The sequence below is a fragment of the Methylohalobius crimeensis 10Ki genome (assembly GCF_000421465.1).
Classification (GTDB): Bacteria; Pseudomonadota; Gammaproteobacteria; order Methylococcales; family Methylothermaceae; genus Methylohalobius; species Methylohalobius crimeensis.
Genome location: NZ_ATXB01000001.1, coordinates 979,787 through 991,738, shown reverse-complemented (window position 1 = coordinate 991,738; position 11,952 = coordinate 979,787). Strand labels below are relative to the sequence as shown.

11 protein-coding genes are annotated in these 11,952 nt (G+C 55.3%); 10 read left to right on the top strand and 1 reads right to left on the bottom strand.

Translation table 11 applies throughout. From position 1 onward, the window contains the following. Positions 1-45: 45 nt before the first annotated feature. Entirely contained in the window at positions 46-984 is a 939-nt protein-coding gene (locus H035_RS0105145) for a LysR family transcriptional regulator (RefSeq protein ID WP_022947930.1), read from the bottom strand. Positions 985-1,100: 116 nt separating this feature from the next. Between H035_RS0105145 and metE the strand changes: the two genes are divergently transcribed. The 10 genes from metE to cas2 all read left to right on the top strand — a co-directional run bounded on the left by metE (position 1,101) and on the right by cas2 (position 11,792). Continuing rightward, positions 1,101-3,380: a 5-methyltetrahydropteroyltriglutamate--homocysteine S-methyltransferase gene (gene metE / locus H035_RS0105140; protein WP_026596284.1), complete on the top strand. Its 2,280-nt coding sequence runs from the start codon at positions 1,101-1,103 to the stop codon at positions 3,378-3,380. Between the two features lie 189 nt (positions 3,381-3,569). Further along, positions 3,570-3,857 (top strand): type II toxin-antitoxin system Phd/YefM family antitoxin, encoded by a 288-nt coding sequence (locus tag H035_RS18265; RefSeq protein WP_022947928.1) that lies wholly within the window; start codon positions 3,570-3,572, stop codon positions 3,855-3,857. Continuing rightward, on the top strand, positions 3,854-4,003 hold the full coding sequence (locus tag H035_RS21960; protein WP_022947927.1) for a hypothetical protein: 150 nt from the start codon (positions 3,854-3,856) through the stop codon (positions 4,001-4,003). The genes H035_RS18265 and H035_RS21960 overlap by 4 nt, the downstream gene beginning before the upstream one ends. A gap of 183 nt (positions 4,004-4,186) precedes the next feature. Further along, positions 4,187-6,406 carry a CRISPR-associated helicase/endonuclease Cas3 gene (locus tag H035_RS0105125; protein WP_022947926.1) on the top strand — a complete coding sequence of 740 codons (2,220 nt, stop codon included), beginning with the start codon at positions 4,187-4,189 and terminating at the stop codon, positions 6,404-6,406. A gap of 49 nt (positions 6,407-6,455) precedes the next feature. After that, positions 6,456-7,130: a type I-C CRISPR-associated protein Cas5c gene (gene cas5c / locus H035_RS0105120; protein WP_022947925.1), complete on the top strand. Its 675-nt coding sequence runs from the start codon at positions 6,456-6,458 to the stop codon at positions 7,128-7,130. Then, positions 7,127-8,926, top strand: coding sequence for a type I-C CRISPR-associated protein Cas8c/Csd1 (cas8c, locus tag H035_RS18260; protein WP_040574346.1), 1,800 nt, complete (start codon positions 7,127-7,129; stop codon positions 8,924-8,926). The genes cas5c and cas8c overlap by 4 nt, the downstream gene beginning before the upstream one ends. Positions 8,927-8,938: 12 nt before the next feature. Next, positions 8,939-9,817, top strand: coding sequence for a type I-C CRISPR-associated protein Cas7/Csd2 (cas7c, locus tag H035_RS0105105; protein WP_022947922.1), 879 nt, complete (start codon positions 8,939-8,941; stop codon positions 9,815-9,817). A 5-nt stretch (positions 9,818-9,822) separates the two neighbouring features. Continuing rightward, positions 9,823-10,482: a CRISPR-associated protein Cas4 gene (gene cas4, locus H035_RS0105100; protein WP_026596282.1), complete on the top strand. Its 660-nt coding sequence runs from the start codon at positions 9,823-9,825 to the stop codon at positions 10,480-10,482. Beyond that, on the top strand, positions 10,479-11,495 hold the full coding sequence (gene cas1c / locus H035_RS0105095) for a type I-C CRISPR-associated endonuclease Cas1c (RefSeq protein ID WP_022947920.1): 1,017 nt from the start codon (positions 10,479-10,481) through the stop codon (positions 11,493-11,495). The genes cas4 and cas1c overlap by 4 nt, the downstream gene beginning before the upstream one ends. Positions 11,496-11,498: 3 nt before the next feature. After that, the gene (gene cas2 / locus H035_RS0105090; RefSeq protein ID WP_022947919.1) at positions 11,499-11,792 is read left to right on the top strand and encodes a CRISPR-associated endonuclease Cas2; all 294 of its coding nucleotides are present in this window, start codon (positions 11,499-11,501) and stop codon (positions 11,790-11,792) included. Positions 11,793-11,952: the final 160 nt, after the last annotated feature.

Below are 11,952 nucleotides of genomic sequence, written 5' to 3'. Positions count from 1 at the left end.
CCTCCAAATTCATTTCCGGCCAATTTGTCAGGAATCACCTTGGCTTTATTCCTCAGGGGTCTTGGAATCCGCCACCCGAATCCCTTTCAGACTCTGAAACGACACTTGGCGCGCGGTTTCCAAAAATTCCTTCAAATAGGCCAGATCCCCTTCTTTTTCCCTTAAGGCCGCATAGAGCGTCCCCCAAATCGGCTCCGGCCCCAGCGGCCTTGCCGCTACATAATCTCGGGCCAGGTATTCGGCCAAGGCCCAATTGGGCAACACGCACACTCCGCGGCGACTGGCCACCAGTTGCAACATCATCGCGGTCAACTCGCAGGTTCGCTGACCGGCCGGCTGCCCACCGGCGGGGTCCAGGAACTTGGAGAAGACATCCAGGCGCTCCTTTTCCACCGGATAGGTAATCAAGGTTTGCTCGCTCAGATCCCGAGGTTCGATCCAACGCTTGGCCGCCAAAGGATGGTTTTTGGCCATCGCCAGCATCGCCTGAAAAGCGAATAAGGGTATGTATGCGATGCCGGCGATGGGCTGGGGATCGGAGGTGATGACCAAATCCACGTCCCCTCTAACCAATGCCGGCAATGGTTCGAAGCTGAACCCCAAAGTAAGGTCCATTTCCACGTCCGGCCAGCTTTCCCGATAGACGTCCATGGTGGGCAAGAGCCATTCGAAACAGCTGTGACACTCGATGACGATGAACAGCCTTCCCGCCTGACCGCCGCTGAGACGGGCCAAATCCCGTTCGGCCGCCTGCATCGCCGGCAACACCTGATCCGCCAAGATCAATAGGCGCTGACCGGCAGGCGTGAACGTGAGGGGACGGCTTTTGCGGATGACCAGCGCCGTCCCCACCCAATCCTCCAGCGCCTTGAGCTGGTGCGACAAGGCCGATTGAGTGAGATGCAGGCGCCGGGCGGCGGCCACCAGGCTGCCGGTCTGTTGAAGCATTTTTAAAGTGCGTAAATGTTTGATTTCGATATACATGAATATTTATCAATTTATACTGAGAAACTATCAATTGAGTTCATAAACTTATCTGGCCATACTTTTGCTCTTTAATGTTGAATTTATCTTTTTTTGCCACTTTCGAGGAGCATTATATGACCACCACCCACAATCTCGGTTTCCCCCGCCTCGGGCTCAGGCGGGAAATGAAAAAAGCCGTCGAGGCCTATTGGCAAGGCACCATAAACGCCGACCAACTGGCGCGCACCGGCCGAGACCTCCGCCGACACCACTGGGAGATTCAACAACAGGCGGGCATCGATTGGATTCCGGTGGGGGATTTTTCCTGGTACGACCATGTGCTGGACACCAGTTGTTTGTTGGGCTGTGTGCCCGAACGCTTCGCGCATCCCGGCGGCGCGGTGGCTCTGGACACTTATTTCCGCATGGCCCGCGGCCGCGCGCCCAGCGGACAACCCCGGCCGGCGTGCGAAATGACCAAATGGTTCGATACCAATTATCACTACCTGGTGCCGGAACCGACCCCGGATCAAGCGTTTTCCTTGTCCTCGGAGAAACTGTTCGAGGAATTCGCCGAAGCCCGGGAAATTCTGGGGGATAAAGCCAAACCGGTGCTCCTGGGACCGTTGTCTTGGTTGTGGCTGGGCAAATGCCACGCCGAGTCCTTCGACAAACTCACCCTGTTACCGCGCCTATTGCCCGTCTATGGCGAAATCCTCCAACGGCTCAAGGATCAGGGCGCTCAATGGATTCAAATCGACGAACCGATCCTGGCGTTGGACCTGCCCCCTTCGTGGCTGACCGCCTTCGAGCAGAGCTATCACCAACTGCAGATCAAAGGGCTGAACCTCCTGCTTGCCGTCTACTTCGGCCCCTTGGCGGGGAACCTGAAAACCGCCTGCAGCCTACCGGTAGCCGGGCTCCACGTGGATGCGGTGCGGGCGCCGGAGGAACTGAGCCGGGTCGCCGATTGGCTGCCGGCGCACAAAGTCCTGTCGGTGGGGATCGTCGACGGCCGCAACGTTTGGCGCAGCGATTTGGACGAGGCCCTGGAGGCCTTGGCTTCTCTCCACGATCGCCGGGAGTTGTGGCTGGCGCCTTCCTGCTCCCTGCTCCATACCCCCGTGGATCTGGACGCGGAAACCGGGATCGACGCCGAGCTGAAAACCTGGCTCGCTTTCGCGGTGCAGAAACTGGAAGAACTGACGCTCCTCAAACAGGCATTGGACCACGGTCCGGAAATCGTCGCCGACCCATTGGAAGCAAGTCGCCGGGCCATTGCTTCCCGGCGGGCCTCCAAACGGGTCACCGATCCGGCGGTCCGTCGGCGGCAGGCGGAAATCACCCCGGCCGCAGAACGGCGTGCCAACCCCTATCCGGTCCGACGCGAAGCGCAACGGGCCAAGCTCGATCTGCCCCTGCTGCCCACCACCACCATCGGCTCATTTCCCCAAACCCCGGAAATCCGAGCCCGGCGCCGGGATTTCAAGCAGGGTGAAATCAGCGCGGACGATTACACCGCCTTTCTAAAGAAACAGATCGCCTTCTGCGTGCAAAAACAAGAAGCATACGGATTGGACGTCTTGGCTCACGGGGAACCGGAACGCAACGACATGGTGGAATATTTCGGCGAACAGTTGGAGGGTTTCGCCTTCACCCGCAACGGCTGGGTACAATCCTACGGATCGCGCTGCGTCAAACCGCCGATCATTTACGGCGACGTCTCCCGCCCGCGGCCGATGACGGTGGACTGGATCCGTTACGCCCAATCCCTGACCCCCAAACCCATGAAAGGCATGCTGACGGGGCCTGTGACCATGCTGCAGTGGTCGTTCGTGCGCGACGACCTGCCGCGCCGGGACACCTGCCTGCAGATCGCCTTGAGCTTGCGGGACGAAGTGGCCGATCTGGAAGCGGCCGGCATCGGGGTGATCCAGATCGACGAGCCGGCCCTGCGCGAAGGATTGCCTCTTCGGCGTAAAGATTGGCCGGCCTATCTCGACTGGTCGGTAGGCTGCTTCCGCATCGCCTCCTCGGGCGTGCGCGACGAGACTCAGATCCACACCCATATGTGCTATGCCGAATTCAACGACATCATCGAAAGCATCGCCGCCCTCGACGCCGACGTCATCACGATAGAAGCGACCCGCTCGAAAATGGACCTTCTGGACGCCTTCGCCGGCTTCGAATACCCCAACGAAATCGGACCGGGCGTTTACGATATTCACTCCCCCAACGTTCCCAGCGCCGAGGAAATGGCCACCCTGCTGGAACTGGCCGCCGGGAAAATCCCGCTGGAACGCCTCTGGGTCAATCCCGACTGCGGCCTCAAGACCCGCCAGTGGCCGGAAGTGGATGCTGCCCTGGGCAATATGGTGGAAGCGGCGCGCATTCTGCGGCGCAAATATTCTTAAATCTTGACCGGGCGGCATCGGCCGATGCCGCCTATCCTTCCCTAATACCTTGCCATCGTCGACGCTGATGCAGTCTGTGACATGATTGTTTTTAGCCTGCCCTAGTCGGCTCATCATATTTGGTAGAATCGATATTTTCGACCTAGCTGTAATGACTACAATAGTGTTGAAACCACATTAGAGACTCTCATGGAAACATCGGTCCGGGAACTCAAAGCCCATCTTTCCGAGTACCTTCGCCGCGTTGCAGAAGGCGAAGAAGTGACTGTCAAAGTGCGCGGCAAACCTGTGGCGCGCCTCACTCCAATCCTCTCTCCGAAACCCGAGCAACTTGAAAACGAAGCTGTCGCTCGCCTGGATGCATTGCCGTGGATCAAGGCCGAAAAACGAGGGGCAGTACGAGGATCGGATCGGCCTATTGCCTGGCCGGAAGACCAAAAGCCATTGTCCGAAATCGTCGCGGAAGAAAGGGAGTGATTCTATACCTCGATACATCCGCCTACCTCAAGCTCTATGTCCAGGAAGCGGAGTCCGATTTTTTGCACGCGGACGATTTCGTCATCCGGCGTGCCGGCGACTTGGACGAACAATTCTCTCTGCGGGCTACGACAGTATTCATTTAGCCGCGTCAAAAGCGATCTGGCGCACCCTGCCTGGAGTGGATTTCCGAGTAGCCGTATTTGATGGCCAGCTTACTCGAGCAGTCAAGGCGCTTGGAATGACCCCGCTCGACTAGAAGAAAGTTGCTACATTTATACTGCAAGGAATAGAAAATTTTATGCCGGAGTGTTTGAAACCCGCACGTGATGAAATTCTTCGCCCATTCAACGGATAATGTCGACCAATCGGACTGGCAACCCCTGTCTTCCCACCTAACAGCAGTCGGAAAACTCGCCGCCGAAAAAGCGGAAAGATTCGGAGCCGCTGACTATGCGCGTATCGCTGGTCTATTGCACGATCTGGGAAAATATACAGAAGCATTCCAGAAACGACTGACCGGCGACTTTCCGAAAGTCGATCACTCCACATGGGGAGCGTGTGTCGCCTGCCAGCGCTATGACCAGATCGGAAAACTGCTCGCCTACAGTATCGCTGGTCATCATGCCGGACTGGCGGACGGACGCGAATCGGGCAAACGTGGCTCACTCGCCGAACGCCTGAAAGCCAAGGGGCTCCCGGAATTATTGCCGGACTGGCAGCAGGAAATCGAATTGCCATCCGCCGATTCCTTGCTTTCGCCGAAGGGATTCCGACCTCACCGAAAACGCCAGATTTTCCAACTGGCTTTCTTGACCAGGATGATTTTCTCCTGCCTGGTAGACGCGGACTTTCTCGATACCGAAGCGTTTTATCGAAAACTCGACGGCAAAAGGAACCTTCGCGATGTAGAAGTCCCGGATCTAACTGAACTGCGGGAGGCATTGAAACACCACCTTTCCCAATTCAAACCCGATACGGCCGTTAACGAAATTCGCGCTGACATTCTTCGGCACGTTCAAGCCAACGCCATCCTCGAACCCGGCATTTTCTCTCTGACTGTCCCCACCGGCGGCGGCAAGACGCTAACCTCCCTTGCTTTCGCGCTGGATCATGCGATTCGACATGGATTGCGCAGGGTCATCTATGTCATTCCGTTTACCAGCATTGTGGAGCAAAACGCCGCCGTTTTCCGCGAAGCGCTCGGCGAACTCGGTGAACAGGCAGTGCTCGAACATCACAGTGCCTTTATCGATGACGATAGAAAAAAGCCGGAGTCCCGAGAAAAGCTCAAACTGGCCATGGAAAACTGGGATGCGCCGATCGTGGTGACGACCGCGGTTCAATTCTTTGAGAGTTTATTCGCGGACCGGCCGGCAAAATGCCGCAAACTGCATAACATTGCGGGCAGTGTCGTGATTTTGGATGAAGCCCAGGTGCTTCCCTTGAAACTGCTGCGTCCATGCGTGACCGCCCTCGACGAACTCGCCTGCAACTACCACACCAGCATCGTGCTCTGCACCGCCACCCAACCCGCGTTGAAATCCCCCAAGTTCAAAGACGGCTTCGAGGAAGTGCATGAACTGGCACCGGAACCGGAGCGGATATTCCGTCGCCTCGAGCGCGTACAGGTGCGACATGTCGGGCTGAAGAGCGATGCTGAATTAGCCGAAGCAATGGCCGACCACGAGCAGGTGCTGTGCATCGTCAACAACCGCCGCCACGCGAGAGCACTCTATGAATCCATCTCGGACCTTGCCGGTACTTACCATCTCACGACTTTGATGTGCGCCAAACACCGTAGCCAAGTGCTTTCGGAAATCAAGCGAAAACTCGTTCAAGGCAAACCATGCCGGCTTGTCGCAACCTCCCTCATCGAAGCAGGCGTGGACGTGGATTTTCCCACCGTATTGCGCGCGGAGGCGGGGCTGGACTCCATCGCCCAGGCGGCCGGGCGCTGTAACCGCGAAGGCAAGCGCCCCGTGGAAACCAGCGAAGTATTGATCTTTTCGACCGGAGATGAATGGAAGCCTCCTTTGGAGCTCAAACAATTCGCTCAGGCGGGACGGGAAATATTCCGACACCACGCCGATGGTCCGCTTTCCTTGCAGGCGGTGGAAAACTATTTCCAAATGCTCTATTGGCAGAAAGGCGAGCAGGCATTGGACGGACACGATTTGCTCGGGCGATTCAAGGAAGGCAACATTGACGGCCTGCCCTTCGAAACCGTCGCCAGCAAATTCCGAATGATTGAGAACACGCAAATGCCCGTTGTCGTTCCGTTCGACCAGACCGCCCGGACGGCATTACGCGATTTGGAGTACGCCGAACACGCTGGGGCCATCGCACGAGATTTGCAACCCTATATCGTCCAACTGCCCCGCCAAGGCTACGACGCCCTACGAATGGCGGGCGCGATTCAGCCAGTGGCCGAGGCCAAATTCGGCGAACAATTCATGCGACTCGTCAATGAATCTCTTTACGATAAACGGGTGGGACTGACCTGGGATGATCCCGTGTTTATCCGTGCGGAAAAGCTGGTTTTCTGAGACGGTTTGAAAAGTCGCTGCAAACGCAGCGTGGATAGTGGGAGGAAAAATGGCATATGGCGTACGACTATTGGTCTGGGGCGAGCGGGCGTGCTTCACCCGTCCGGAGATGAAAGTGGAGCGCGTCTCCTACGACGTGATCACGCCTTCGGCGGCCCGCGGGATTCTGGAGGCGATTCACTGGAAGCCCGCCATCCGCTGGGTGGTTGACCGCATCCACGTCCTCAAACCCATTCGTTTCGAGTCCATCCGCCGCAACGAAGTGGGTAGTAAAACATCCGCGCGCAATGTCGGAACGGCGATGAAGGCGGGCCGTACCGACGGCTTGGCCACCTATGTGGACGAAGACCGGCAACAGCGCGCGGCAACGGTCCTGCGCGATGTGGCGTATGTGATCGAGGCCCACTTTTCCCTGACCGACAAGGCGGGCCCCGAGGACAACGAAGGCAAGCACCTGGATATCATCAATCGAAGAACCCGCAAGGGTCAGTGTTTCCACCGGCCTTATTTGGGGACTCGGGAATTTCCCGCCCATTTCAAGTTGCTCGAACCCGACGAACCCGTGCCGGAGACGCATGAATCGCTCCAGGGAGAACGGGAGCTCGGCTGGATGCTGCACGACATCGATTTTGCAAATGAGATGATGCCCCGATTCTTTCGTGCTCGTATGTGCGACGGGTTGATCAAGATACCGGCCTTTCAAGCGGAGGAGGTCAAGGCATGATCCTTCAAGCGCTAAATAGTTACTACCAGCGTCTAGCAGATCGCGAACAGATGCCTCCATTCGGTTACAGCGAAGAAAGAATTAGCTATGCCCTGGTTATTTCACCTGATGGAAGTCTGGTAAATGTGGATGATGTCCGCGATTCGTCCAGCAACAAACCAAGGACGAGAACTATAAGAGTCCCGCAAGAATTGGAGGAGAGAACCTCCGGCATTAGGCCACATTTTCTTTGGGACAAGTCGAGTTACGTGCTGGGGGTAACCGCAAACGAGACCAAATGCGCTGAAAAGCATGCAGCCTTTAAACAGCTCCATAAGAAAGTCCTAGAAGGTGAGTCTGATGAGGGACTTCACGCATTATTGGCGTTTTTAGAGAGATGGGAGCCGCATAAATTCCAGGCACCCTTTTTTAATAAAGAAATGCTGGATGCCAATTTCGTTTTTCGCTTGGATAATGAGCGGGAATACCTACACGAACGACCTGCTGCCAAGGATATCCGTGAGCGCCTGTTAGCAATCAGTGATGCCGAGCAGGGGGAGTGCCTTGTAGCAGGCAGACAAGCACCACTTGCCCGGGTACATCCCCGTATTAAGGGCGTTGATGGAGCACAAACCTCTGGAGCATCGATCGCATCATTCAACGATGATGCGTATCTCTCATACGGGGGAAAAAAGAACGATACAGGCACCAATTCCCCTGTTTCTGAACAAGCCGCGTTCGCGTATACAGCCGTATTGAATCACCTTCTCCGAAGAGATGATCACAACCGCCAGCGCCTGCAAATCGGTGACGCCACGACCGTATTCTGGGCAGAAGCGGATAGCAAAGAAAAAAGTGAGGCAGCGGAACTTACTTTTGCGGATATGCTGAACCCACCGAGTGACGACACTCAGGAAGCGGCCAAACTGCGCCCAATTTTGGAGGCGGTTTCCAAGGGCAGGCCTCTTAACGAGCTTAACCCGCAACTTGATGAAAATACAACGATCTATGTTCTTGGTCTTGGTGCACCAAGCAAATCTCGACTGACAGTTCGTTTCTGGGAGATAGGCAGCCTCAATCATTTCGCACACCGATTGGCGGCACATTACGACGACCTGCTACTTGAACCACGGCCTTGGAATATAGAACCTGCTGCATGGCGCTTGGTACAAACAACCGCACCGTTCAGAAAGGATAAGAGACCCAAAACTACCGATATCCCATCACAACTCTCCAGCGAGGTCATGCGTGCCATTCTCACCGGCTCGCGTTATCCCCGCAGCTTGCTAACGAACATAATCATGCGATTTCGCGCAGACGGAGATATTTCCGGCCTGCGCGTAGCCTTGTGTAAAGCCGTCTTGACACGCGATCGCCGCCTGGGCGTAAAAGCAATCAACGAGGAGATTCCCATGAGCTTGGATAAGCAATCGACCAATCCCGGCTACCGGCTGGGCAGACTATTCGCGGAACTGGAGAACGTACAAAAAGCCGCACTTGGCTCGAATGTCAACGCGACCATTCGCGACCGCTACTTTGGCGCCGCCTCGGCCACGCCCGCATCCGTATTCCCCGTCCTGTTGCGTAACACTCAACATCACCTGGGACGGCTGCGCAAAGACAAACCGGGACTCGCATTCACGCTGGAAAAAGAAATTGGAGAAATCATGGACGGCCTGGGTACCCAGTTTCCCCGCAGCCTGCGCATCGAGGACCAGGGCCGTTTTGCCATCGGCTATTACCATCAATCCAATGCCCGCTTTGCCGGTAAGGATAAACGAGCTGAAGACGAAACCGAAATCGACACCGAAGAATAAGGAGACCCAACGATGAATCCCATCAACCACCGCTATGAATTCGTTTACTTGTTCGATGTCACCAACGGCAACCCCAACGGTGACCCGGATGCCGGCAATCTGCCCAGATTGGATCCGGAAACTAATTGCGGACTTGTTACAGATGTTTGTCTAAAGCGGAAGATAAGGAATTTTGTGCAATTAATCGGCGAAGGGGGTCAGGATATCTTTATCCAAGAGAAGCGTCCATTAAACCCATTGATCGCAGAGGCATGTGAGGCGAAAGAGCAACCGAGTTTCAAAAAGAAAAATGGAAGCTGGGATAAGGACAAAGCTAAAAGCCGTTCTGCTAAAGACATTGGAGATCTGCAACGTTGGCTATGTAATAAATATTATGATGTCCGAACTTTCGGTGCCGTTATGTCGACGGGACCTAATGCAGGACAGATACGGGGTCCAATTCAATTTGGCTTTGCCAATAGTATCGATCCAATTGTCCCGCTCGAGGTGTCCATTACTCGCGTTACCGATGTGGATAAAGAAGAAGGTGAAATGGGCCGCAAACACATCGTCCCGTATGGCCTCTACCGCGCCCACGGTTTTGTTTCCGCCAAGCTCGCCGAACGCACCGGATTTTCTGAAGACGACCTGGAGCTTCTTTGGAACGCCCTGATCAATATGTTCGAGCACGACCGTTCCGCTGCGCGCGGAGAGATGGCGGCACGCAAGCTACTTATTTTTAAGCATGAGAACGCCATGGGTAACGCGCCAGCCCATATCTTGTTCGACAGCGTTAAGGTTGAACGCAGCAGCGGTGAGCCGGACACGCCAGCGCGCAACTTCGGAGACTACCAAGTCATTATTGATAGGGCAGCCATTCCATCTGGCGTGGAGTTAATCGAACGTCTTTGAAGCGTGTGGACGATTATCTCGCCATCTCCGCCCTGCAGCATTACGCCTACTGCCCTCGCCAATTCGCCCTAATCCATATCGAACAGGCATGGTCGGAGAATCGGTTGACAGCGGAAGGCAGACTCTTGCACGAACGAGTCGATGCAGGATATGCGGAACAACGGCGCGGTGTGCGCTACGAGCGCGGTGTTTTATTGGTCTCTCATCAACTGGGGTTGACCGGAAAAGCGGACTTGATCGAAGTTCACTCGCCAAATGAGGGCAAACAGGAGTCACCCCGGTATTTCCCGGTCGAATACAAACGCGGCCGACCGAAAATCGAGGACTGGGACCGCATTCAGCTATGCGCTCAAGCACTTTGCATCGAGGAAATGCGAAATACGCAGGTGACCGAAGGGGCGATCTGGTATTGGCAGGTTCGGAGGCGCAAGCCGGTCATCATCGACGCAGCCTTGCGACAAACCACTTTGGACGTCATCGAAGCCGCAAGGAGAATGCTCCTATCCGGTGAAACGCCTCCACCGATCGATGAGCGACGTCGATGCAAAGCGTGTTCCCTGGCGGAACTATGCAACCCCAAAGCGTTTGCCCGCGATCGCTCCGTATCCTATGTCAATGCGATCTTTCAGGAGTCGGACGACCCCAGCGAGGATAGCCAGGAATGAAGAAACTCCTGAATACGCTCTACGTGACCCGGCAAGAAAGCTATCTCCATAAAGAACGGGAAACCATCGTCATCAAGAATGGCCCCGACAAACTGGCTCAATTTCCGGCACTTGCCATCGGCAACATCTTCTGTTTCGGCCAAATCTCCGTTTCCCCATTTCTGATGGGCTACTGCGCTGAGCAGGGAATCGGCTTGGCGTTTTACACGGAATACGGACGCTTTCTTGCCCGCGTCCAGGGGAAGCCGACAGGCAACGTACTTCTTCGGCGCACCCAGTACCGCTGGGCGGATGATCCCGACAAAGCTACCGACGTAGCTCGTTTAATGGTGGCCGCCAAGATCGCCAACTGCCGATCGGTGTTACTGCGGGATTTACGTAATCATGGCGAAAACTCATCCCTCAAACAGGCGGCCAAAAAGCTTGCGGTCAGTTTGCGCCAAGTCCAAAGCGCCCACAGCGTAGAAACAACCAGGGGCATAGAGGGGGAGGCGGCAAACAGCTATTTTTCCGTATTCAATGAACGCCTGCGTGGCAGTCATTTTAGATTCGACGGACGCATACGCCGGCCGCCCACCGATCCGGTTAATGCCCTGCTCTCTTTCGCCTACTCCCTGGTGACCCAGGAATGCGTTTCCGCCCTGCTTGGCGTCGGGCTCGATCCCTACGTGGGTTTTCTTCACAGCGACCGGCCGGGACGCCTCAGCCTTGCACTCGATCTGGTGGAGGAATTTCGTGCTTCGTGGGCGGATCGATTCGTCCTGACGCTGATAAACCGCCGCCAAGTTTGTCCGGAGGACTTCGAAACAGAAGCCGGCGGCGCTGTTCGTCTCACCGAGAAAGCGCGGAAAGAGCTGCTCGTCGCTTATCAGGAACGCAAGCAGACGGAAATTATGCACCCTTATCTACATGAGAAGGTACCTATCGGCCTGTTGCCGCATTGTCAGGCAATGCTGCTGGCGCGGCATGTCCGGGGAGATACGCGATATTATCCACCTTATCTGGTGAAATAAGCCATGTTGGTACTGGTCACTTACGACGTCAACGTTACCAGTGAAACCGGTCAAAAACGCCTACGTCAGATTGCGAAGGTCTGTCTGGATTACGGGATGCGTGTACAGAATTCTGTGTTCGAATGTGAGGTGACGCCTGCGGAGTTTACCGTTCTGAAAACCAAGCTCATGGAAATATTCGATCCCGAACTTGACAGTTTGAGGTTCTATTTTCTCGGCAAGAAAGGACGCAACAAAGTCGAGCACGTTGGCGCCAAAGTTGTTCAGGATCCGATTGGCGATGCATTGATTTTATAACGCGCTAACCATCGGTTCTCATGTCCTTCCAGGAAGGTTAGCGACACTGTAATCAGTTGAATATAAAAGGTTTTAGAAATCAATATTCGTCCATTCGCTCTTTAACAACTTGGAAACCTGAGTTTAGCGCTCCAAAGCCTTTTTTATTTTCTTATTCAGA

Excerpts from the sequence above, each read along its gene's own strand:
- H035_RS18265 (WP_022947928.1), top strand. The coding sequence starts at position 3,570 with ATGGAAACATCGGTCCGGGAACTCAAAGCCCATCTTTCCGAGTACCTT.
- cas2 (WP_022947919.1), top strand. The coding sequence starts at position 11,499 with ATGTTGGTACTGGTCACTTACGACGTCAACGTTACCAGTGAAACCGGT.
- H035_RS0105125 (WP_022947926.1), top strand. The coding sequence starts at position 4,187 with ATGAAATTCTTCGCCCATTCAACGGATAATGTCGACCAATCGGACTGG.
- metE (WP_026596284.1), top strand. The coding sequence starts at position 1,101 with ATGACCACCACCCACAATCTCGGTTTCCCCCGCCTCGGGCTCAGGCGG.
- H035_RS0105145 (WP_022947930.1), bottom strand. The coding sequence starts at position 984 with ATGTATATCGAAATCAAACATTTACGCACTTTAAAAATGCTTCAACAG.
- cas5c (WP_022947925.1), top strand. The coding sequence starts at position 6,456 with ATGGCATATGGCGTACGACTATTGGTCTGGGGCGAGCGGGCGTGCTTC.
- cas7c (WP_022947922.1), top strand. The coding sequence starts at position 8,939 with ATGAATCCCATCAACCACCGCTATGAATTCGTTTACTTGTTCGATGTC.
- cas8c (WP_040574346.1), top strand. The coding sequence starts at position 7,127 with ATGATCCTTCAAGCGCTAAATAGTTACTACCAGCGTCTAGCAGATCGC.
- cas1c (WP_022947920.1), top strand. The coding sequence starts at position 10,479 with ATGAAGAAACTCCTGAATACGCTCTACGTGACCCGGCAAGAAAGCTAT.